Raw genomic sequence first — 22574 nt, forward strand, 5'->3', positions numbered from 1 at the left:
GAGGGATTTCCCCCTGCTACCACCCCCTACGACGCGTACGACTTGGAGCTCTTGTGCACCGCAGACTCATCGCCCCGGGCGCGCTCGCGGCCTCTCTGCTGCTGGCGATCCCGGCATCGGCGGCCGACTTCACCCCTGGGGCGCCGGGTATCGGCGATCCCTACTACCCGGCGAGCGGCAACGGCGGATACGACGTCTCGCACTACGACCTGCGGCTGAAGTACCAGCCGAAGACCGACCTGCTCGAAGGCACGGCGACCATCAACGCCACCACGACGCAGGACCTTTCCCGCTTCAACCTCGACCTCGGCCTGAAGGTCAGCGAGGTGCGTGTCAACGGCAAGAAGGCCGCCTTCAAGAAGTCCGGCGAGCAGGAACTGGAGATCACTCCGGTGGCCGGCCTGCCCAAGGGCACACCGATCACGGTGGTCGTCCGTTACGCGGGCAAGCCCTCCGAGGTGAAGATCAACGGCTTCACCGCGTGGGCCCGTACGCCGGACGGCGGTGTGGCCGCACAGGAGCCGGAGTCGGCCGCCTGGTGGTACCCGTCCAACGACCACCCGCTCGACAAGGCGACCTACGACGTCTCGGTCTCCGTGCCCGACGGCTCGCAGGCCATCTCCAACGGCGTGCTGCAGTCGCAGAGTTCGAGGCTCGGCTGGACGCGCTTCAACTGGCGCTCGAACAAGCCGCAGGCCAGCTATCTGACGACGCTCGCCGTCGGCAAGTTCGACATCACGACGGACAAGACCGCGGACGGCCTGCCCGTCCTGAACGCCTACAGCAAGGACCTCGGCGACAACGCGGGGGCCGCGCGGGCGAGCATCGAACGGTCGGTCGAGGTCGCGGAGTGGCTGGAGACGGTCTTCGGGAAGTACCCCTTCAACGCCCTCGGCGGGTACGTCCCGAACGTGACGAGCGGCTTCGCCCTGGAGACGCAGACGCGGCCGTTCTACAGCCCGAGGCAGTTCGCGAACGGCTCCAACGTGTCCGTCGTGGTCCATGAGCTGGCCCACCAGTGGTACGGCGACAGCGTGTCCGTCGACGGCTGGAAGGACATCTGGATCAACGAGGGCTTCGCGCGGTACAGCCAGTGGCTGTGGTCGGAGAAGGAGGGCGAGGGGACGGCGCAGGAACTGGCCGACTACGTGTACGCCCAGCACCCCGCCGACGACCCGTTCTGGAAGGTCAAGCCGGGTGACCCGGGACCGGAGAACCAGTTCGACATCGCCGTGTACGACCGTGGTGCGCTGGCCCTGCAGGCACTGCGCAACGAGATCGGCGAAAAGTCCTTCTCGGCGATTCTGAAGGGGTGGCCGAAGGAGCATGCGTACGGGAACGCGAAGGTGGGTGACTTCGTGAAGTACGCGGAGAAGGTGTCCGGCAAGCCGCTGGCCTCGCTGTTCGACGCGTGGCTGTTCCAGCCGTCGCGTCCGGATGCGCCTGCTGCGCGGGGTGCGGGGATCGCTCGGTCCTCGGCGGTTCCGGCTGCGCCGAAGTCGTGGAAGTCGATCGCTGCGACGAATGGTGTGCACGGGTCCGGGCACGGTAGCGGTCACTGATCCTGAACCGCCGCTTCGCGGCGGATGCTTCCCACCCACCCACCCGATCACCCGGCAGCGAACTGCTGGGTAGGGCGGGTGGGTGGGGGACCAGCCCGTCCGGCGTTTGAGGACGAGCTCGGCGCAGCCGGTGGTTCGGGAAGGTCAGCCACCCTCCTGAGGGCCGGCTCGGCGGAGCCGGGGGATCAGCGGTGCGCCGCCCGAGCCCTGCGTGCCAGCGGCAAGTAGCGCAGGCGTTCCGGCAGGCGGGGCACCACCATCCGCACGACCCGGCCGAAGCGGCGCAGGCGGCGTTCCTGGGCGGCAGTCCACGGCAGCCCTATGGCCGTCCTCGCGTCCGGCGGCATCAGGCCGATCGTGAGGAAGCGGCGGAAGCGGGCCAGCGGCGGAAGCAGCAGCGGCCACAGGGCTCGCAGCGCCACCCGCAGCAGGTAGGGGCCGCGGTCGGGTGGCGGCACGGGCCGGTCGGTGGCGACGAGGTCGCGGACCACCTCGGTCTGCTCCAGCTCATCGGCGAGGATCTTCGCGTAGTACGGCCAGAATTCCTCGATCGTCTGCGGCATGTCCCGGTCGTGGATGCCGAGAATCCGGCCCACCTGGAGCCACTCCGCGTACAGCTGCCGCGCCTGCGCCTCGGTGAACGGCCGTCCCAGGTACTTCTGCGCGTGGTGGTAGACGGGGAACCCCGTGGCGTGCACCCACGCGTAGTAGGCGGGCGTCAGCGCGTGGTAGTCACGGCCGTGCGCGTCCGTGCCCCGGATGCGTTTATGCAGGTCACGGAGCCTTCGCCCCTCCTCGGCCGCGCTCTCGCCGCCGTACACCCAGGTCTGCAGCGACCGCAGCGACCGCTCGCCGCGCCCCCAGGGGTCGGTCCGGAAGACGGAGTACGCGTCGACGCCCGCACCCACCGCGGGGTGCGCGACCTGCATCGTGAGCGCGGCGGGCAGGGCGAGCAGGGCGCGGACGTCGCCCGCGATGTCCCACAGAATCCCGCCGGGCGGGGGCGGCTCGGGGGTCCGGCGGCGGTCCGGCATCACACGGCTCCCAGGGTTCGGGTCGGCGGGCCCGCAGGTCGGTGCCCGGTGTGTATGTGTTTCCAGTATGCGACTGGTGTTGACGCGATCGATGAAACAAGTCGATAGTTCTTGTAACTTTGACACACCAGGCGGGAGAGGTCATCAAATGGCTTGGCTCGGGGGCAAGTTGAGGCCAGTGACGGCCGGGCAGGTACTCGTGGAGGCCGCCGAGGTCCGCTACACCGTACGGAGACGCCGTCGGTCCGCACGGCCCTTACCCCGGTCACACCCCTGGAGCGCCGCATCATGACCACCTTCTTCGTACGTTCCCCCGCCACCGGCGAACCGGTCGGCGAGCACCCGGTGCACGGCGCCGACGACATCGCGCACGCGGTCACGCGCGGCCGGGGCGCCGCCGCCGTCTGGGCGGGCCTCGGCTGGTCGGGCCGCCGTGCGCGGCTGCTCAAGTGGAAGCGCTCGCTCGCCGTGCGGATGGACGAGCTCGCGGGGACCGTCGCCGCCGAGACGGGCAAGCCGGAGCACGACGCGCGCGCCGAGGTGCTGCTGTCCCTGGTCCACCTGGACTGGGCGGCCCGGCACGCCCACGGCGTGCTGCGGGTGCGCCGGGTCCCGTCGGGGCTGCTCTCGGTCCATCAACGGGCGCTGCTCGGCTACCGGCCGCTGGGCGTCGTCGGGGTGATCGGCCCGTGGAACTATCCCGTCTACACCCCCATGGGCTCGATCGGTTACGCACTCGCGGCGGGCAACGCCGTCGTCTACAAGCCGTCCGAACTGACGGCAGGAACCGGGGTGTTGCTCGCGGCGACCTTCGACGACGCCGTGCCGGACTGCGCGGGGCTGTTCCAGACGGTGACCGGCCCCGGGTCGACCGGGCAGGCCCTGGCCGAGGCCGGTGTCGACAAGGTCGCGTTCACCGGATCACCGGGGACCGCACGCAAGGTGGCCCAGGTGTGCGCGCGGTCGCTGACGCCGCTCCTCGCCGAGTGCGGGGGCAAGGACGCGGTGATCGTGGGCGCGGACGCCGACCTGCCGGCCGCCGCGGACGCGGTGGTGTGGGGCGCCATGGCCAACGCGGGGCAGACCTGCGCCGGCGTGGAGCGGGTGTACGCGGTCGAGTCCGTGCACGAGAGGCTCTGCGCGCTGATCGTCGAGCGGGCGCGTTCGCTCAGCGCCGGGGACACCTACGGGCCGATGACGCTGCCCTCCCAACTCGGCGTCGTGGAACGCCACATGAAGGAGGCGCTGGCCGCGGGGGCACGGGCTCCGCTCGGCGGCCCCGAGGCCGTGCGCGGCCCCTATGTGCATCCGGTCGTCCTGGTGGACGTGCCCGAGGACTCGCCCGCGATGACGGAGGAGACCTTCGGCCCGGTGGTCGCGGTGAACCGCGTAAGCGATCTGGACGAGGCGGTGCGGCGGGCCAACGCGTCGGCGTACGCGCTGGGCGCGGCGGTCTTCACCGGGTCGCGCAGGACCGGGCTCGCGGTGGCCGCACGGCTGAACTCCGGTGCCGTGTCGGTGGGTTCGGTGCTCGGGTTCGCTGCCGTGCCCGCGCTGCCGTTCGGCGGTACCGGCGAGTCCGGGTACGGGCGGATCCACGGCGCCGAGGGGCTGCGGGCGTTCGCGGTGCCGCGCTCGGTGACGGTGAAGCGGTTCGCGCCGTACGCGGATCTGACGTCGTTCACGACGGCGCGGGAGAAGACGGCGCGCGCGGTGGAACTGGGGCGCAGGCTGCACGCCCGGCTCTGAGCCGCAGGGCCTACTTGCCGAGCAGCGGTACCAGATAGCGGCGCGCGAAGTCCCGTACGTGGTCGTCCTCTTCGAGTGCGAAGCAGCTCACCGGATTGAGCAGGAAGGAGACCGTGATCCGCACCATCAGCTCGGCCACCGGCGTCGGATCACCTTCCTCCTTCCCCTCGGCGCGCTGCGCCCGGCGCAGCCGGTCGGTGAGGTATCCCCGCATGGCCAGGAAGGCGGGGCCGCTCTCCAGCGTCAGGAACGGCAGCATCGTCTCGGGTTCGAGGCGCATCAGGCCGCCGATGAGCGGGTGTGCGCGGATGTGCCGCAGGACCACGACGAAGCCCTCGACGATGCGGTCCTCCATCGTCGGGAGCGGGGCGACGGCCTCGTCCACCTCCCCCACGAACCGGCGGTACTCGCGCAGCAGGCAGGCGGAGACGAGCGCTTCCTTGTTGCCGATGCGGCGGTACACGGTGACGCGCGAGACCCTGGCACGCTTGGCGACGTCGTCGACGGTCGAGCGGCGCAGGCCGAACGTCATGAACTGCTCGCGCGCCGCGTCGAGTATCTGCTCGGTCAGGGCGTCGGGCGGCGGCGCCGCGTCCAGCGCGCGCTCCATCATCGAATCCATGAGCCCTCCCCGTCGTCCCCACGCACTCAACCACAGCCACGGCGCCGACTCCCCATGGCTACAAGGACACCAACTCAATCACTTTGTCACCATGCCCAGACCAGGAGGGTTCCATGACGCAGCGGCTCAGCTCGGAGCAGCTCGACTTCATCGCCGTGCTCCGCGACTTCGCGCAGCGCGAGTGCGGCACCCGGGAGCAGCGCGACGCCCTGACCGCGGAGTCCGGCGGCCCGCACTCCCCCGCCCTCTACGCGAAGCTTGCCGAACTGGGCTGGCTGGGCGTGTGCCTGCCCGAGGAGTACGGCGGGTCGGGCGGCGGCATGACGGACGCCTGCCTCTTCCTGCGCGAGACGGCACGCGGCCTGGTTCCCGCGGGCGGCTTCGTCACCTCCGTCATCACGGCGAAGGCGTACGACAGGTTCGGCTCGGCGGCACAGAAAAAGGCGGCGGTGGGCGGTGCCGTCGCCGGGCAGGTCCTCTCGATCGCGATGTCGGAGCCGGACGCCGGGTCGGACGTGGCGGCGCTGCGGTGCCGGGCCGAACGGTCCGATGACGCGGGCGCCGGCGGGTGGCTGATCAACGGGCACAAGACGTGGATCTCCAACGCGCACCTGGCCTCGTACATCCTCCTGGTCGCGCGCACGGACGCGAGCGGGCCCAGGCACGAGGGACTGACGATGTTCCACGTGCCCGCGGACACCCCCGGAATCGAGATCCGGGGCATCTCCACGATGGGCGGCCGCGAGGTCAACGACGTCTATCTCACGGATGTCCGGCTGCCCGCGGACGCGGTCGTGGGCGCCGAGGGCAGGGCGTGGCCGCAGCTGATGGCGGGGCTCAACGCGGAGCGTCTCTTCCTGGCGGCGAACATGCTGGGGCTCGCCGAGCGCATCCTCGACGACACGCTCACGTATGTGCGGGGGCGCGAGCAGTTCGGACGGCCGGTCGGCTCCTTCCAGGCGCTGCGGCACCGGATCGCGGATCTGGCGACGGAGATCGAGTGCGTACGGCTCCTCGTCCTCGACGTGGCGGCGATGTGTGACGCCGAGCCGGAGCGCCTCTTCCCTCGTGAGGCCTCGATGGCCAAGCTGAAGGCCACCGAGACGGCCAAGCGCGCGGCGCTGGAAGGCATGCAGATGATGGGCGGTTACGGCTACGCGACCGAGTACGACATGGAGCGGCATCTGCGGGCCGCGGTGGTGTCGACGGTGTACGGCGGCACCAGCGAGATCCAGCGGGACATCATCGGGAAGAGCTACGGGCTGTGAGCCGGTCCCCCGCCTCCGCCGGTCCGCTCAGTGGGATGCCGCGTACGCCTCAAGGATGATGTCGGTGACCGCGTCGGGCTCGCGCAGGGTCGGGAAATGATCACTGTCCCGCAGTCGCACGAGTCGGCAGCCGGGGATGCGTGCCGCCATCTGCTCGTTGCAGCGGACCACCTCGGGATCGTCGCGCTCCCCCAGGGCGATCACGCACGGCACGTTCAGCTCACCGAGGCGCCCGAAGGCCGGCGGGTCGGGCACCTGGTGGGGGTGGACGGCGAACCAGGTCGGGATCACCGCTTTGATGAGCGCCGCCGCGGGGTCGTCCCCGGCCCCCGCGGCGGCCGATGTGCGCCTCACCAAGGTCACGATGCCGTCCATGTCGCCCGCCTCCGCGAGCCTGCCCACCTCGGCGGTGAACTCCGCCATGACAAAGTCCGGGTTGCCGGTGACCCCGGGGACGAGCAGCGCGAGCCCCGCCACCCTGGCGGGGTCGCCGAGCGCGAGCCCGATGGCGGTGGTGCCGCCCATGCTGGACCCGGCGAGGAACGCCTGTGCGACGTCGAAGTGGTCGAGGACCGCGCTCAGGTCCTCGACGAGCGAGAACGGCGCGGTGGGTGCGGGAGACCTGCCGTACCCCCGCGCGTCGTAGCGGATGACCCGGCGTCCCTCCGCCAGGCGCGGCACGATCCCGTCCCAGACCCGGGAGTCGGCGACTCCCGGGTGCAGCAGGACCAGCGGCACTCCCTCGCCGCCGAAGTCCTGCGCCCACACTTCGCCGTCCTTGACCGGCACCATGAGTTCCATGGTGCGAGCGTGCCGTGGGTCCGGCCCGGTGGCCAGACGGAACTCGGCCTGTCTCCCGGCCCTAGCGGCCCGAAGCCGTCGCCGTCGGCAGTGGCTCTCCCACGATCCTGCTCGCGAGGACCGTCGCGAGGTCGGGGACCTGCGCGCGCAGGGCCACCTCCGTCGACGCACGTTCCGTCGCGATCGCGGCCTGGCCCTCGGTGAACATCTCGTCGCGTTCGCGCACGGCGTCCTGCCGGGCGGCGGCGATCAGGGCGGCGCCTTCCTCCCGGGCCCGCTGCCGCGTCTGCGCGGCCTCCTGACGGGCCTGGGCCAGCAGGTCCGCCCGCTCGGCGCGTATCCGCTCTGCCTCGCGGCGCAGATCCGCCGCCGGTCCGCCGGTGACACCCTCGAGGATCGTGGCGCGCTCCTGGAGTACGCCGTTGACGCGGAGGATCATGCGCCTGACGAAGAAGTAGAGGGAGCCGAACAGCACGACTCCGACAGCGAGATTCTCGACATCCGGGTTGATCGGCCCTAGCGGCATGGGAATGAGCTGCATGCCGCTGACCTACCCGCACACGCGTGCCCAACAACGCATGTCTGCACGCCAGTTGAGTGACTCCCGCCACTTCCGGGCCACCCGGACGCCGGCTCAGTCCCCGAAGTCGTACACCGTCACCGCGATGCCCCGCTCCACCAGACGCCTCGCTATCAGCGGTTCGACGCGGGACCACTTGCCGCCCGCGAGCCCGCAGCCGATGCGCGGCATGTGCACGGAGGCGCCGAGTTCGGCCGCCTTGTCGGCGAGGGTGGCCAGGGCGGTGTCAATCGCCTCGTACCGCACGGGGACGCCCTTGCTGCCGGTGCGCATGCCGTGCTGGCCGATCATGTTGGCCACCCACGTGTAGGGGCCGACCTGGACGAACTGGACGGCCCCCAGGCCGAAGTCGTTCTTCGCGCGCTCCCGGTGCCACCGGCGGTACGCGGCCTCCGGCTCGGGCCAGCGGCGCGACACGGCGACGACGAAGCCCTTGCCCCAGCCCCCGAGGTCGTTGCAGACATGGGCGATCAGCTTGACGCCCTTGCCCGACGGCGCGGTGGCGTCACCTCGGATGTAAGTGATCTCCGACATGACGCCACCGTAGGCGCTGCCACTGACAGTCGCCGTCGACCTGCTTCTTGTGCGCTACTTCGTGAGGCCCGCGGCCTCGCGGTCCACCCTGCGGCGGATTCCGTACCAGCCGACGGCCAGCGCCGCCGCGATGATCGGGATGAGGTAGAGCGTCTTGCGGCCGATCTCGGGGTCCTTCCACATCAGGCCGAGCACGGAGAGCAGGAAGACGATCGTGACGATCTCCGTGACCGGGCTCCAGGGGAGCCGGAAGCTCGGTCGGGTGAGCAGCCCCTCCTTGGCCCGGCGGACGAACGCCAGGTGGCAGATCATGATGATCACCCAGGTGCTGATGATGCCGAGGGACGCCACGTTCAGGACGATCTCGAAGGCCTGGCTCGGCATGAGGAAGTTCAGGCCGACGCCGAGCACGCACACCGCGGAGGTGAGCAGGATGCCGCCGTAGGGGACCTGGCTCTTGTTCATCCTGGCGGTGAACTTCGGCGCCGAACCCGCCATCGCCATCGAGCGCAGGATGCGGCCCGTGGAGTACAGGCCCGAGTTCAGCGACGACAGCGCCGCCGTGAGGACGACGAGGTTCATCACGTCACCGGCCGCGGGGACGCCGATCTTGGACAGGACCGTCACGAACGGGCTCTGGTCGGCCGAGTACACCGACCCCGGCAGGAGCAGGGCAAGCAGGACGACCGAGCCGACGTAGAAGAGACCCACGCGCCACATGATGGAGTTCACCGCGCGCGGGACGACCTTCTGCGGCTCGGCGGTCTCGCCCGCCGCGACGCCGACCAGCTCGAGGGACGCGTACGCGAAGACGACACCCTGCATGACGATCACGACCGGCATGATGCCGTGCGGCAGGAAGCCGCCGTTGTCGGTGATGACGCTCAGGCCCGGCGTCTGCCCGCCCACGTTCTGCTGGGTGACCAGCAGGAAGATGCCGATCAGCATGAAGGCGACCAGGGCCGCGACCTTGACGATCGCGAACCAGAACTCCATCTCGCCGAAGTACTTCACCGAGATCATGTTGATCACGAGGACGACGGCGAGGGCGATCAGCGCGAGCACCCACTGGGGGATGTCGGTGAAGAAGCTCCAGTAGTGCGTGTAGAGCGCGATCGCGGTGATGTCGGCGATGCCGGTGGTCGACCAGTTGAGGAAGTACATCCAGCCGGCGACGTAGGCGCCCTTCTCGCCGAGGAACTCACGCGCGTAGCTGACGAACGAACCGGACGACGGCCGGTAGATGACCATCTCGCCGAGGGCGCGTACGACGAAGAAGGCGAAGATGCCGCACACGAGGTACGCGACGGCGAGCGCGGGGCCCGCGGAGTGCAGGCGGCCGCCCGCACCGAGAAAGAGTCCAGTTCCGATCGCGCCACCGATGGCGATCATGTTGACGTGACGGGCCTTGAGGTCCTTGCTGTAACCGGCGTCGCCCGCGTCCGCGGGGGCCTGCGACGCATCTGTGCGGGATGCGTCCGCAGCGGCCGTGTCTACGGCTTCCTTGCTCACGTGGGGGGTCTACTCTCTGGTGCCCGGAAAACTCCGGTGTCCGGATGTGCTCCGGTCCACGACACCCTGACGGGTGCGTGGACCGACGCGACACCTTCCCCCAGAGATCACCCGACATGCGGTGGCGCACGTCACATAGCGGCACTTCTCACATGGTGGGCAGGGGGTGTACACACCATGATCACAAGGTGTACAGACCGTGCGTCACGGGGCGTACAGCCCGTCGATGGCCTCCGCGTACTTCTCCCGGATGACCCTGCGGCGCAGTTTCAGGGACGGCGTCAGCTCGCCGGTCTCCGGGCCCCACTCCTCCCCCAGGAGCCGGTAGCGCTTGATCTGCTCGGTGCGGTTGAGGCGCGCGTTGGCCGCCTCGACGGCCCGCGCGACCTCTTCCTGTACGGCCTCGCTGGCCATCAGGTCGCCCGTGATCCCGTGTCCCGCGGCCCATACGGGGGCCATCTCGGCGTCCAGGACGAGCAGGGCGACCAGGTAGGAGTGGCCGTCTCCGTGCACGAGGGCCTGGCCTATGAGGGGGTGCTCCTTGAGGGTGTTCTCGACGAGCGCGGGCGAGACGTTCTTGCCCGTCGACGTGACGATCAGCTCCTTCTTGCGGTCGGTGAGCCAGAGGAAGCCGTCCTCGTCGATGCGCCCGACGTCGCCGGTGGCGAACCAGCCGTCCGCGTCGCAGGCCGACTCCACGCCCCCGTCGGGCAGGAGATAGCCGTCGAAGACCGTCGCGCCGCGCACCAGGATCTCGCCGTCGTCGGTGGTGCGGATCTCCAGGCCGTCCAGGGGCCTGCCCACGGAGCCGAGCCGGAATGCGTCCGGCGTGTTGATGGTGACGACCCCGGTTGTCTCCGTGAGCCCCCACGCGTCCATGATCACGATGTCGAAGCCCGCCCAGAAGCGCACGACGTCCAGGGGCATCGACGCCGCCGCACTCGCGGTCCACACCAGGCGGTCGAAACCGGCCAGCGAGAGCAGTGGGCCGATGACCTTCTCCTTGGCCTCGAGATACGCCCTCTCCAGGTCGGCCGGCGGTTCCTCGCCGCGCTCTACGCGGTCCACGCGCGCGCGTGCCGTCTCGTTCGCCGCCTCGATCGACTCCCGCTGCTCCTGCGGCAGCCCGGCGAGCACGGCCTTCACGGACGCCGCCAGCTTCTCCCACACGCGCGGCACACCGAAGAACTGCGCCGGACGCAGCTCGCGGGCGGTCGCGGCGACGGCGGTCGGGTCCGCGCACAGGTACACGTGCGAGGCGCGGAACACGGGCAGGTAGATGCCCAGCATGCGCTCCGCGACGTGGGCGAAGGGGAGGTAGCTGATGTGCTCCACGAAGTCGGGGAGCTCGACGACGGCGTCCAGGGCGACACCGTTGAGGACGACGTTGCGGTGCGTGATGCGGACACCCTTGGGGTCGCCCGTGGTGCCCGAGGTGTAGACGACGGTCAGCGGATCGTCGGCCCGGGACTCGCACCAGGCCTTCTCGAAGGCGTCCGGGTCGAACAGCCGGCTTCCGGTGGCGTGCAGCGAGCCGTACGTCCGGTGCGGGCCCGCGTCGGCCGCCTCCACGACCACCAGGCGCTCGATGGGCGCGTCGGGATCGGTCAGGAGCGGCTCCCAGCGTTCCAGCTCGCGGGCGCCCTCGATGATCGCGAAGCGGGCCCGGCTGTGCCGGGCGATGTGCGCGATCTGCTCGGGGGCCGAGGTGCCGTACACGGTGATGGGGACCGCGCCGATGTGCACGAGCGCGAGATCGCTCAGCCAGTGCTCGGGGCGGTTGCCCATCATCATCAGGACGTGCTCGCCGCGCCGTACGCCGAGTGCCGTGTACCCGGCGGCGAGGACCGCGACCTTGCGGCGTGCCTCACGCCAGGTGAGTGTCGTCCACTCCGCTTCGGGGGTGGCGCGCCAGGAGAGTGCGGGGTGGTCGCCATGGTCCTCGGCGTTGCGGAGCAGCAGGGCGGGGAGCGTGATGTCGGCGGGTTCCCCGGGGAGTCGCAGGATCGTGGTCATGACCGCCTCCTGGCGTCATCGACGAAGCAAGTGACTGGGCGGGACGCTTTCACAACAGTGGTGAGACAGCAATACTGTTGCACCTGATCGGTGCACAACTCGGTGCCCGGCCACAGGTGCACGACTGAGGAGGCGATGCGCTGCCATGACGATGACGACGGCTTCGGACACGGACGAGCCGACGCTCACGGTCGACGAGCTGGCCGCGCGCGCGGGCGTCACCGTCCGCACCATCCGCTTCTACAGCACCAAGGGCCTGCTCCCGCCACCCGTGATCGGCCCCCGCCGGGTCGGGCACTACGGCCAGGAGCATCTGTCCCGGCTCGGGCTCATCGAGGAGCTGCAGCACCAGGGCATGACCCTGGCCGCGATCGAGCGGTACCTGGAACAGCTGCCGCCCGACCTGAGCGCCCACGACCTCGCCATTCACCGCGCGGTGGTGGCTTCCTGGGCCCCCGACTCGGCCGAGGACACCGACCGCGCGGAGCTGGAACGCAGGGCGGGCCGCGCGCTGACGGACGGGGACCTGGACCGGCTCTCGGCGATGGGCGTCGTCGCTCCCGCTGAGGCCCCCGGGGCGTACCGCGTCGACCCGGGGCTGCTGCGCCTGGGGGTCCAACTGCTCGACGTGCCCATCGCGCACGAGACGATCCTGGCGGCGCGCACGGTCCTGATGGAGCACACCCGCTCGGCCGCCGTCGAGCTCTCCCGGCTCTTCCGCGACGAGGTGTGGAGCCCCTACCGCGACCGGGAGTCGGACCCCGAGCACGTGGCCGCGATGCGCTCCCTGTCGGCCCACATGCAGCCGATGGTGGTGCAGGCCCTGGTGACGGCGTTCCAGCGCTCCCTCAAGGAGGAGCTGCGGGAGTGGCTCGCCGAAGGCTGAGCCACTCCCCGCCCTCTGCTAGACCCTGGTGTCGGCCGCGGTGGCCGTCGGCGTCTCGCCCTGCGAGGCCTGCCGCAGCCGCGTGGCAAAGACCTCGGCCAGAACGTTCAGGTCCTTCATGGCCTCCGCGGACCCGGAGTTGTCCCGGATCTTCAGGGTGGCGACGTACTTGCCCTGGAGGATGACGATCTCCCGGGTGTTCTGCTGCGTGGGGCCCGTGAACCCGAAGGTGACGCTGCCGGCACCCTGCCGCGGCGCTTTAACGACCTTCAGCTCGTCCTTGTGGGTGCGCACGTGGTTGTCCCAGACCGCGAAGGCGAGCCCGGCGGCGCTCTCCCTTCGGTACGCGATCAGTTCGTAACTCGCGTCCTGGGCCTTGTCGTCGCTGCGGTAGCCGACCCGGCCGTTGGCGACGGCGCCCTTGCACTTGCCGGTCGGCTCCTTGCACACGGAGGGCGCCTTGGCGCGGCTGTGCAACTCGGTGGAGACGGTGCGCAGGGTGGCGGGCATCGTCTCGGCGGGCGGCAGGATCGCCTGGACGTCCCTGGCGGCGCTCGGCGAACCGGCACCCTTGGCGGCGGATCCGCCGCTCGCGCCGCCGATGGTGCGGCCGTGCGACGACCCCGAACCCGACGTGTGTTTCTTGCTCTTCTTCTTGCCTCCGCAGCCCGTCAGGGCCAGCGTCAGGACCAGCACTCCGACGCCGACCGCTCGCGTCGTTCCCCCAGTTGTCCACCGCACAGCGGTACGTCCTCCGTTTGTCGTGATCATGCTCTACGGGAGGATACGACGCGGGGGCGACGACCTGCGGTTCCGCCCCGGAGGCAACGGAACCGCAGGTGAGGAGCGTCAGCCGTCGCTGAACTTCTCGCCCTTGTCGGCCTTCTCGACAAGCAGCGCGGGCGGCGTGAACCGCTCGCCGTAGCGGTCGGCCAGCTCACGCGCGCGTGCCACGAAGCCGGGCAGGCCGCCCTCGTAGCCGTTGATGTACTGGAGCACGCCACCGGTCCAGCCGGGGAAGCCGATGCCGAAGATGGAGCCGATGTTGGCGTCGGCGACGGACGTCAGGACGCCCTCCTCCACCAGGCGTACGGTGTCGAGCGCTTCGGAGAAGAGCATCCGCTCCTGCATGTCCTGGAAGGGGATCTCCGTGCCCGGCTTCGTGAAGTGCTCGCGCAGTCCCGGCCAGAGCCCGGCGCGCTTGCCGTCCACGTAGTCGTAGAAGCCCGCTCCCCCGCTCCTGCCGGGACGCTCGAACTCGTCGACCATGCGGTCGATGACGGAGTCCGAGGGGTGCCCCGCCCAGCTGCCGCCGGCCTCCTCGACGGCCCGCTTGGTCTCGTTGCGGATCTTGCGCGGCAGGGTGAGGGTCAGCTCGTCCATCAGGGAGAGGACCTTCGCCGGGTAGCCGGCCTGGGCCGCCGCCTGCTCGATGGACGCGGGCTCGATGCCCTCGCCGACCATCGCGACGCCTTCGTTGATGAAGTGCCCGATCACGCGCGAGGTGAAGAAGCCACGGGAGTCGTTGACGACGATCGGCGTCTTGCTGATCTGGCGTACGAGGTCGAAGGCGCGGGCGAGCGCCTCGTCCCCGGTGCGCTCACCCTTGATGATCTCGACGAGCGGCATCTTGTCGACGGGCGAGAAGAAGTGCAGGCCGATGAAGTCGACGGGCCGCGTGACGCCCTCGGCGAGCTGGGTGATCGGCAGCGTCGAGGTGTTGGAGCACAGCAGCGCGTCCGGCTCGATGACGTCCTGGATCTCCTGGAACACCTTGTGCTTGAGCGAGGTGTCCTCGAAGACGGCCTCGATCACGGCGTCGCAGCCCGCGAGGTCCTGCGGGTCGGCGGTCGGCGTGATGCGGGCGAGAAGCGCGTCGGCCTTCTCCTGGGTCGTGCGACCCCGCTGCACCGCCTTGGCGCACAGCTTCTCGGAGTAGGCCTTGCCCTTGGCGGCCGCTTCGGCGGAGACGTCCTTCAGGACGACCTCGATGCCGGCGCGGGCGCACGAGTAGGCGATGCCCGCGCCCATCATCCCGGCGCCGAGGACGGCGGCCTTGCGGACCTGGCGCGGCTCGATGCCCTTGGGGCGGTTGGCACCGGAGTTGACGGCCTGGAGGTCGAAGAAGAACGCCTGGATCATGTTCTTCGCGGTCTGTCCGGTGACCAGCTCGGTGAAGTACCGGGCCTCGATGGTCAGCGCGGTCTCGAAGTCGACCTGCGAGCCCTCGACGGCGGCCGCGAGGATGTTGCGCGGGGCCGGGTAGGGGGCGCCGTTGATCTGCTTCTTGAGGTTGGCCGGGAACGCGGGCAGGTTCGCCGCGAACTTCGGGTTGGCCGGGGTGCCGCCGGGGATGCGGTAGCCGGGCTTGTCCCAGGGCTGCTGCGACTCGGGGTTGGCGTCGATGAAGGCACGGGCCTTCTCGATCATCTCTTCGCGAGTGGCGGCCACTTCGTGGACGAGGCCGCTCTCCAGGGCGCGCTTCGGGTTGTACTGGGTGCCCTGGAGCAGCACCTTGAGCAGCGCGTCCGCGATGCCCATGAGGCGTACGGTGCGGGTCACGCCGCCGCCCGCCGGGAGCAGGCCGAGGGTGACCTCGGGCAGGCCGATCTTGGAGCCGGGCGCGTCGAGCGCGACGCGGTGGTGGCTGGCCAGGGCGATCTCGTAACCGCCGCCGAGGGCCGCGCCGTTGATGGCGGCGACGACCGGCTTGCCCAGGGTCTCGATGCGGCGCAGGGACCGCTTGATGGCGACGCCCGCCTCGAACGCGTCCTGCGCGTTCTCGGGGCCCGCCTGCATCATGTCCTTGAGGTCACCGCCCGCGAAGAAGGTCTTCTTGGCGGAGGTGTAGATGATGCCGCGGATGGAGTCCTTCTCGGCCTCCGCGCGTTCGGCGATGGCCGCGATGGAGTCCTTGAACCCCTGGTTCATGGTGTTCGCGGACTGGTTGGGGTCGTCCAGGACGAGAGTGACGACACCGGTGTCGTCCTGCTCCCAGCGGATGGTGGTGCGTGCGGTCATGGTCTTCGTCTCCGTGAAGTCTGTGATGAGCGGCTACTGGGGAGGGCGGTGCTGTCTCGTTGCCGGCGTAAGGCCGGTGGGGGCTGATCGCGCAGTTCCCCGCGCCCCTGAAGGCGTGCGGCTTCGCCGCTGCCTTCCCCGGTGCGCGGGCCCTGAGATAGCGCACGCAGTGCGCATCTCAGGGGCGCGGGGAACTGCGCGACCAGCCCCCACCGACGGTCAGTCGGCGAGGAGGCGCAGCCCCACGGCGCTTAGCCGGAGACCCGCTCCACGATCGTGGCGATACCCATGCCGCCGCCCACGCAGAGGGTGGCCAAGCCGTACCGCAGGTCACGCCGCTCGAGCTCGTCCACCAGCGTGCCCAGGATCATCGCCCCCGTCGCGCCCAAGGGATGCCCCAACGCAATCGCGCCGCCGTTGACGTTGACCTTGTCCAGGGACAGGCCCATGTCCTTGACGAAGCGCAGCACGACCGCCGCGAACGCCTCGTTGATCTCGACGAGGTCGATGTCGTCGATGGTCAGACCCGCCTTGGCGAGCGCCTTGCGCGCGGCCGGCGCGGGACCGGTGAGCATGATGGTCGGCTCGGAGCCGGACACGGCCGCGGAGACGATCCGGGCACGCGGCGCGAGACCGTACCGCTCGCCGACCTCCTTCGTGCCGATGGCCACCAGCGCCGCGCCGTCCACGATGCCGGAGGAGTTGCCCGCGTGATGGACGTGGTCGATCTTCTCGATCCAGTGGTACTTCTGCAGCGCGACGGCGTCGAAACCGCCGAGGTCGCCGATGTCCTTGAAGGACGGCTTCAGCTTGGCGAGCGAGTCGGCGGTGGTGCCGGGGCGCATGAACTCGTCGTGGTCCAGGACGGTCAGCCCACTGCGGTCCTTGACCGGCACGACGGACTTCTCGAAGCGGTTGTCCTTCCAGGCCGCCGCGGCACGCTCCTGGGAGAGGGCCGCGTATTCGTCGACGTCACGCCGGGAGTAGCCCTCCACCGTGGCGATCAGGTCGGCGCCGATGCCCTGCGGCACGAAGCCGGTCTCGTAGTTGGTCATCGGGTCGGCGAACCAGGCGCCGCCGTCCGAGCCCATCGGGACGCGCGACATCGACTCGACGCCGCCCGCCAGGACGAGGTCCTCCCAGCCCGAACGCACCTTCATCGCGGCCATGTTGACCGCTTCGAGACCCGAGGCGCAGAAGCGGTTCTCCTGCACGCCCGCCACCGTGTCCGGAAGACCGGCGGCGATGGCCGCGACACGCGCGATGTCGGAGCCCTGGTCGCCGACCGGGCCCACGACACCGAGCACGATGTCGTCGACGGCCGCCGGGTCCAGGTCGGGGAACCGCGCCCGGATCTCGTGGATCAGGCCGACGACGAGGTCGATCGGCTTGGTGCCGTGCAGGGCGCCATTGGCCTTGCCGCGTCCGCGCGGGGTGCGGATCGCGTCGTATACGTACGCTTCGGTGGTCAAGACAGCAGCCTTTCGCAAAGAACTGTGCAGGTGAGGGTGGGGAAGGCTCAGGCGAGCAGGGAGCGGCCGATGATCTCCTTCATGATCTCGGTCGTGCCTCCGTAGATCGTCTGGATGCGGCCGTCGGTGAAGGCCTTGGCGACGCGGTACTCGGTCATGTAGCCGTAGCCGCCGTGCAGTTGCAGGCAGCGGTCGGCGACGCGCTTCTGGAGCTCGGTCGCCCACCACTTGGCCATCGACGCGTGCACGGCGTCGAGCTCGCCGTTCGAGTGATCGACGATGCAGCGGTCGAGGAACGTCCGGGTGACCGCGCACTCGGTGGCCATCTCGGCGATCTCGAAGCGGATGTGCTGGAGCTTGGAGAGCGGGCGCCCGAAGGCCTCGCGCTCCTTGACGTACGTCATGGTGATGTCCAGGAGGTGCTCGGCGGCGGCGATCCCCGCGACGGCGATGCCCATGCGCTCCTGCGCGAGGTTCGTCATCAGGTGGATGAAGGCGCCGTCGAGCTCGCCGAGGAGGTTCTCCTTGGGGACGCGTACGTCGTTGAAGAACAGCTCGGCGGTGTCCTGGGACTTCTGACCGATCTTGTCGAGGTTGCGGCCCCGCTCGAAGCCGTCCATGCCGCGCTCGACGACAAGGAGGGACAGGCCCTTCGCGCCGCCCTCCGCGGAGGTCTTGGCGACGACGATCACCAGGTCGGCGAGGATGCCGTTCGAGATGAACGTCTTGGAGCCGTTGAGCAGCCAGTGGTCGCCCTGGTCGGTGGCGGTGGTGCGGATGCCCTGGAGGTCGGAGCCCGCGCCCGGCTCGGTCATCGCGATGGCCGTGATGATCTCGCCGGAGCAGAAGCCGGGCAGCCAGCGCCGCTTCTGGTCCTCGGTGGACAGGGAGGTCAGATAGGGGCCGATGATGTCGTTGTGCAGGCCGAGCGCGAGCCCTGCCGCGCCGGCGCGGGTGAACTCCTCGGCGAGGACGGCGCTGTAGCGGAAGTCGGTGTTCCCGCCGCCCCCGTACTCCTCGGGCACGGCGAGCCCGAGCAGCCCCTGCTTGCCCGCGGCGAGCCAGGCGTCACGGCTGACGATCCCGTCCTTCTCCCACTCCTCGTAGTGGGGCAGCACCTCCTTGGCCAGGAACGTGCGGACGGTCTCGCGGAACGCCTCGTGCTCGGCGGAGAAGATCTGTCGCTTCACGTACGGCCTCCTACAGCCCTAGAGCCAGCCCTTGACGGTCTCGATCGACTTGGCCGGCTCGGGGCCGACGGGAATGACGTTGAGCATGGTGACGCCCGCCTCACGGAAGGCCTCGACACGCTCGCGGACGTAGCTCTCGGGCCCGCACAGCGACATGAGCTCGCAGAACTCGTCCGGGACGGCGGCCTCGGCTTCCTTCTTCTTGCCCGAGAGATACAGCTCCTGGATGAGCTTCGCTTCCTTCTCGTAGCCGTACGCGACCGCGAGGTCGTTGTAGAAGTTCTTCCCCGGTGCGCCCATGCCGCCTACGTAGAGGGCGATCTGGGGTCGGGCCAGATCCCGTACGGCGGCCGCGTCGTCACCGATGGCGAGCAGTCCGCCCGCGACCGTCTGCAAGGGGCCGAGCGCCGGATCGCGCTTCTCCTTGCCCTCGGCGAGCGGGGCGCCCCACACCTGGTGGGCCTTCTCCGGGATGAACAGGGTGGGCAGCCAGCCGTCGGCGATCTCGGCGGTCATGCGGACGTTGGCGGGGCCGAGGGACGCGACGTACAACGGCACTTCCGGGCGCACCGGCCTGGTGAGGATCTTGAGCGGCTTGCCCAGCTTGCCGCCCTTCTCCTTGGGCAGCGGCATGTCCGTGACGCCGTGGTGGTCGATGACCTCGCGGCGCAGGATGCGGCGGGTCAGCTCGATCGCCTCGCGGGTGCGGGCGAGGGGCTTGTCGTACGGCTTGCCGTGCCAGCCCTCGACGACCTGCGGGCCCGAGGCGCCGAGCCCGATGATCGCCCGGCCGCCGGAGATCGCGTCGAGTCCGGCCGCCGTCTGGGCGATGAGCGCGGGGGTGCGCGAGTAGACGTTGAGGATCGCGGCGCCGATTTTCATGCGCTCGGTGCGCGCGGCCAGGTAGCCCATGATGGTGGGCGAGTCGAAGCCGTACGCTTCCGCCACCCAGACGGCGTCCAGACCGGCGGACTCCAGGGCCGCCAGTTCGTCGGCGGCCTGCCGCGGGTCGCCCGCGTAGGCCAGAGGTGCGGAGATCTCCATCAGCTGTCTTCCTTCGTGGTGGTGCCGGAATGCTGGACGAGCGCCGGTACGTCCCAGTCGCGGGCCACGGCCTCGGTGTCCGCGCCCGGTCGGGCGGGGCCGCTCCGTACTTCTGTGGGTGTCGTGGAGAAGCGGGGTGCGGGGGCGGGCTGGGTGATGCCGCCGTGGTCCACGAAGGTGCCGCGGGCGGCGAGGTGGGGGTGTGCGGGGGCCTCGCGCAGCGAGAGCACGGGCGCCACGCACGCGTCGGAGCCCTCGAAGACGGCCGTCCACTCCTCGCGCGTACGTGTCCTGAAGCGGGCGGCGACCGCCTCGCGCAGCTCGCCCCAGCGGGCGAGGTCCTTGCGGGCGGGTGCCTCGTCCGTCAGGCCGAGGAGCGCGATGAACTCGTCGTAGAACTGCTGCTCGAGGGCGCCGACGGCCATGTAACCGCCGTCGGCAGTCTCGTAGTTGCCGTAGAAGGGACAGCCGCCGTCCAGGAGGTTGGCGCCGCGCCGGTCCTGCCAGCCGCCGGCCGCGAGCATGCCGTGGATCATCGACGTGAGGTGCGCGGTGCCGTCGACGATAGCGGCGTCCACGACCTGCCCCGCGCCGGTCGCACGCGCGTGGTGCAGGGCCGCGAGGATGCCGACGACGAGGTAGAGCGAGCCGCCCGCGTAGTCGCCGACGAGGTTCGCGGGGACGGTGGGCGGCTCGCCGGGGTTGCCGATCATGCCGAGGGTGCCGGTGATCGCGATGTACGCGATGTCGTGCCCGGCGCGCTGGGCGAGCGGTCCCTCCTGGCCCCAGCCGGTCATCCGGCCGTAGACGAGCTTCGGGTTGCGGGCGTGGCAGGTGTCAGGACCGACGCCGAGGCGCTCGGCGACGCCGGGGCGGTAGCCCTCGATGAGGACGTCGGCGCGATCGACCAGGTCAAGGACGCGGTCCGCGCCGTCGGCGGCCTTCAGGTCGACGATCACGGAGCGTTTGTTGCGGTTGGTGACGTCGTACTCGGGATTGATCGCGAGACCGCCGCCGCCCGGCCGGTCGACGCGTACGACGTCGGCACCGAGGTCGGCGAGGAGCATGGCCGCGAACGGGCCGGGACCGATGCCCGCGAGCTCGACCACACGCACCCCTGCGAGCGGTCCGAGAACGCCCTTGTCCGGAACTGCCATGGAGCCCCCAGCGTTATGACACAACTGATGTAACACCAGTGATGCTAAGAACGTGTTCCACTCCGCACAAGACCCTAGCAAGCAAGCGCTTAGACAAATCGGGGGGCGGGCCTTGCGCCGCGACTCCCCTCGCACGCTAGCCTCGGCCACCGACATCGGCGTGGGGCGCACGGCAGAGAGGTGCCATGACCAGTCAGAACGGCAACGGCAAGGAGCGTGCGGCGGACCGCACGTACGACATCGTGCTCTTCGGGGCGACCGGTTTCGTCGGCGTGCTCACCGCGGAGTACCTGGCGGCGCACGCCCCGGAAGGCGTGCGCTGGGCGATCGCGGGGCGCGACACCGGGAAACTGGAGCGGCTGCGGGACAAGCTCGCCGAAGCCCACCCGGCCTGCGCGAAGCTCCCCCTCGTCCGCGCCGACGTGGCGGACCCGGCCTCCCTGCGGGAGATGGCGGGGCACGCGCGCGTGGTGGCCACGACCGTCGGGCCCTACCTGGAGTACGGCCAGGAACTCGTCGCCGCGTGCGCCGAGGCGGGCACGGACTACGTGGACCTCACCGGTGAGCCGGAGTTCGTCGACCTGATGTACGTGCGGCACGACGCCCGCGCCCGGGAGACGGGCGCACGCCTCGTGCACTCCTGCGGCTTCGACTCGGTCCCGCACGACCTGGGCGCGTACTTCACGGTGCGTCAGCTCCCCGAGGACGTGCCGCTGCGTGTCGACGGGTTCGTGCGCAGCAACGCGACCTTCTCCGGGGGTACGTTCGCCTCCGCGCTCGCCCAGTTCGCGCGGGGCCCGCAGATGCTGGCCGCCGCACGTGACCGGCGGCGGCACGAGCCGCGTGTGGTGGGCCGCAAGGCGTACGCGCCGCCGAGCGCGCCCCGGTACGCGGGCGAGGTCGGCGCCTGGGCCCTGCCCCTGCCGACGATCGACCCGCAGGTGGTGCAGCGTTCGGCGCGGGCGCTCGACCGCTACGGGCCCGACTTCCGCTACCGCCATTACGCGGCCGTGAAGACCCTGCCCTTCGCGGTGGGCGGCGCGGTGGCGGTCAGCGGTCTGGTGGCCGCGGCTCAACTGCCGCCCGCGCGACGGTGGTTGTCGTCACGCCTGAAGCCGGGCGACGGGCCCAGCGAGCAGCGGCGCGCGGACAGCTGGTTCTCCGTGCGGTTCGTCGGCGAGGGCGGCGGCAAGCGGGTCTACACGGAGGTCTCGGGCGGCGATCCGGGGTACGACGAGACGGCGAAGATGCTGGGCGAGGCGGCCCTGTGCCTGGCCGTCGACGACGACCTGCCGGACGTGGCCGGGCAGCTGACGACCGCCGTGGCGATGGGCGACGCGCTGACGGCGCGGCTGACGGCGGCCGGGCTCAGCTTCCGGGTGGCGGCGACGCGGTAGCGGTCGCCTCGCGCAGGGCCGCGCGGCAGAGGGCGTCCGCGCGGCGCGTGGACTCCGGGAGGCGGTAGCGCGGCGTCAGGCGCAGCGTGTGGGCGCAGGCGTTGTCCAGGCTCACGCGGTGGCCGACGGAGACGAAGACCGGCTTGACGTCCTCGCGGGTGCGCAGGGCGCGGCCGATCTCCTCGGCCCCGTCGAGGAGCGGGGTCGCGCTCGCCCGCGGCGCGTCCGGAGCCTCGTACGTGAACGTGAAGGGGTTCTTGGCCACGCCGATCGTGGGCAGCCCGGTGAGCACGCCGAGGTGGCTCGCGAGGCCGAACCTGCGGGGGTGGGCGATGCCGTAGCCGTCGCAGACGACGAGGCCGGGCGCGGCCCGCAGTTCCCCCAGGGCGGCCAGCACGGTGGGAATCTCACGGAAGGCGAGGAGTCCCGGCACGTACGGGAAGGCCACGCGGCCCACCGCGGTCGCCTCCTCGACGACGTCGAGTGTCGCCGCGTCCAGGACGACGACCGCTGCCGCGACGATGTCGCGCTCGTCGTCGTAGGCGACGTCGACGCCCGTGACGTGTCCGGTGCCCGGCTCGGGGCCGGCCTCGTCGAGCACGACCCGGGAACGGAGCCGGTCCTGGACCGCGCGGGCGGCCGGCTCGTCGGTGGGCCAGTCCGCGGGCGCGTGGGAGGCAGCAGTCGTATGCGTCGTCATGGTGCGGGCAAGCCTAGGCGGAGCCCGGG

19 protein-coding genes are annotated in these 22574 nt (G+C 70.6%); 5 read left to right on the plus strand and 14 right to left on the minus strand.

Features of this window, described 5'->3' with window-relative positions; translation table 11 throughout:
* Positions 1–53 precede the first annotated feature (53 nt).
* Positions 54–1562 (plus strand): M1 family metallopeptidase, encoded by a 1509-nt coding sequence (locus AB0I66_RS11755; RefSeq protein WP_363207583.1) that lies wholly within the window; start codon positions 54–56, stop codon positions 1560–1562.
* A gap of 185 nt (positions 1563–1747) precedes the next feature.
* Here the strand turns inward: AB0I66_RS11755 and AB0I66_RS11760 are convergent, their stop codons facing one another.
* Positions 1748–2596 carry an oxygenase MpaB family protein gene (locus AB0I66_RS11760; protein ID WP_363207584.1) on the minus strand — a complete coding sequence of 283 codons (849 nt, stop codon included), beginning with the start codon at positions 2594–2596 and terminating at the stop codon, positions 1748–1750.
* Positions 2597–2884: 288 nt separating this feature from the next.
* On the opposite strand from AB0I66_RS11760, the gene AB0I66_RS11765 reads away from it, so the two are divergent.
* The gene (locus AB0I66_RS11765) at positions 2885–4345 is read left to right on the plus strand and encodes an aldehyde dehydrogenase family protein (RefSeq protein WP_363207585.1); all 1461 of its coding nucleotides are present in this window, start codon (positions 2885–2887) and stop codon (positions 4343–4345) included.
* Positions 4346–4355: 10 nt separating this feature from the next.
* On the opposite strand, the gene AB0I66_RS11770 is transcribed toward AB0I66_RS11765, so the two are convergent.
* Positions 4356–4967 (minus strand): TetR family transcriptional regulator, encoded by a 612-nt coding sequence (locus AB0I66_RS11770; RefSeq protein WP_363207586.1) that lies wholly within the window; start codon positions 4965–4967, stop codon positions 4356–4358.
* A gap of 113 nt (positions 4968–5080) precedes the next feature.
* Here AB0I66_RS11770 and AB0I66_RS11775 point away from each other — a divergent pair, with 113 nt between their 5' ends.
* Positions 5081–6235 (plus strand): acyl-CoA dehydrogenase family protein, encoded by a 1155-nt coding sequence (locus AB0I66_RS11775; protein ID WP_363207587.1) that lies wholly within the window; start codon positions 5081–5083, stop codon positions 6233–6235.
* A gap of 27 nt (positions 6236–6262) precedes the next feature.
* Here AB0I66_RS11775 and AB0I66_RS11780 read toward each other — a convergent pair whose 3' ends face one another.
* The 5 genes from AB0I66_RS11780 to AB0I66_RS11800 all read right to left on the minus strand — a co-directional run bounded on the left by AB0I66_RS11780 (position 6263) and on the right by AB0I66_RS11800 (position 11678).
* Positions 6263–7036, minus strand: a complete 774-nt coding sequence (locus AB0I66_RS11780) for an alpha/beta hydrolase (RefSeq protein WP_363207588.1) — start codon at positions 7034–7036, stop codon at positions 6263–6265.
* 61 nt (positions 7037–7097) lie between these two features.
* A complete protein-coding gene (locus AB0I66_RS11785; protein ID WP_363207589.1) occupies positions 7098–7577 on the minus strand; it encodes a hypothetical protein in 480 nt (159 codons plus the stop codon).
* A 93-nt stretch (positions 7578–7670) separates the two neighbouring features.
* Positions 7671–8150, minus strand: coding sequence for a macro domain-containing protein (locus AB0I66_RS11790; protein ID WP_363207590.1), 480 nt, complete (start codon positions 8148–8150; stop codon positions 7671–7673).
* Between the two features lie 54 nt (positions 8151–8204).
* The gene (locus AB0I66_RS11795; protein ID WP_363207591.1) at positions 8205–9662 is read right to left on the minus strand and encodes an amino acid permease; all 1458 of its coding nucleotides are present in this window, start codon (positions 9660–9662) and stop codon (positions 8205–8207) included.
* Positions 9663–9866: 204 nt separating this feature from the next.
* Positions 9867–11678 (minus strand): AMP-binding protein, encoded by a 1812-nt coding sequence (locus AB0I66_RS11800; RefSeq protein ID WP_363207592.1) that lies wholly within the window; start codon positions 11676–11678, stop codon positions 9867–9869.
* Positions 11679–11829: 151 nt separating this feature from the next.
* On the opposite strand from AB0I66_RS11800, the gene AB0I66_RS11805 reads away from it, so the two are divergent.
* The gene (locus tag AB0I66_RS11805) at positions 11830–12564 is read left to right on the plus strand and encodes a MerR family transcriptional regulator (protein ID WP_363207887.1); all 735 of its coding nucleotides are present in this window, start codon (positions 11830–11832) and stop codon (positions 12562–12564) included.
* Between the two features lie 18 nt (positions 12565–12582).
* Here AB0I66_RS11805 and AB0I66_RS11810 read toward each other — a convergent pair whose 3' ends face one another.
* From AB0I66_RS11810 to AB0I66_RS11835, 6 genes are all read right to left on the minus strand, one after another.
* The gene (locus tag AB0I66_RS11810; RefSeq protein ID WP_363207593.1) at positions 12583–13335 is read right to left on the minus strand and encodes a hypothetical protein; all 753 of its coding nucleotides are present in this window, start codon (positions 13333–13335) and stop codon (positions 12583–12585) included.
* Positions 13336–13413: 78 nt separating this feature from the next.
* Complete coding sequence (locus tag AB0I66_RS11815; protein ID WP_363207594.1) at positions 13414–15585, minus strand: 3-hydroxyacyl-CoA dehydrogenase NAD-binding domain-containing protein; 2172 nt, start codon at positions 15583–15585, stop codon at positions 13414–13416.
* 251 nt (positions 15586–15836) lie between these two features.
* A complete protein-coding gene (locus tag AB0I66_RS11820) occupies positions 15837–17057 on the minus strand; it encodes an acetyl-CoA C-acetyltransferase (RefSeq protein ID WP_363207595.1) in 1221 nt (406 codons plus the stop codon).
* A 47-nt stretch (positions 17058–17104) separates the two neighbouring features.
* Positions 17105–18247: an acyl-CoA dehydrogenase family protein gene (locus tag AB0I66_RS11825; RefSeq protein WP_363207596.1), complete on the minus strand. Its 1143-nt coding sequence runs from the start codon at positions 18245–18247 to the stop codon at positions 17105–17107.
* An 18-nt stretch (positions 18248–18265) separates the two neighbouring features.
* Positions 18266–19291 carry an LLM class F420-dependent oxidoreductase gene (locus AB0I66_RS11830; protein ID WP_363207597.1) on the minus strand — a complete coding sequence of 342 codons (1026 nt, stop codon included), beginning with the start codon at positions 19289–19291 and terminating at the stop codon, positions 18266–18268.
* A complete protein-coding gene (locus AB0I66_RS11835; protein ID WP_363207598.1) occupies positions 19291–20448 on the minus strand; it encodes a CaiB/BaiF CoA-transferase family protein in 1158 nt (385 codons plus the stop codon). The genes AB0I66_RS11830 and AB0I66_RS11835 overlap by 1 nt, the downstream gene beginning before the upstream one ends.
* A 185-nt stretch (positions 20449–20633) precedes the next feature.
* Between AB0I66_RS11835 and AB0I66_RS11840 the strand changes: the two genes are divergently transcribed.
* On the plus strand, positions 20634–21845 hold the full coding sequence (locus AB0I66_RS11840; RefSeq protein ID WP_363207599.1) for a saccharopine dehydrogenase NADP-binding domain-containing protein: 1212 nt from the start codon (positions 20634–20636) through the stop codon (positions 21843–21845).
* Here the strand turns inward: AB0I66_RS11840 and AB0I66_RS11845 are convergent.
* Entirely contained in the window at positions 21817–22545 is a 729-nt protein-coding gene (locus AB0I66_RS11845) for an endonuclease V (RefSeq protein ID WP_363207600.1), read from the minus strand. The two genes, AB0I66_RS11840 and AB0I66_RS11845, sit on opposite strands and share 29 nt — an antisense overlap.
* Between the last annotated feature and the right edge of the window lie 29 nt (positions 22546–22574).

This window comes from Streptomyces sp. NPDC050439 (genome assembly GCF_040655335.1).
In the GTDB taxonomy this organism is placed as follows: Bacteria; Actinomycetota; Actinomycetes; order Streptomycetales; family Streptomycetaceae; genus Streptomyces.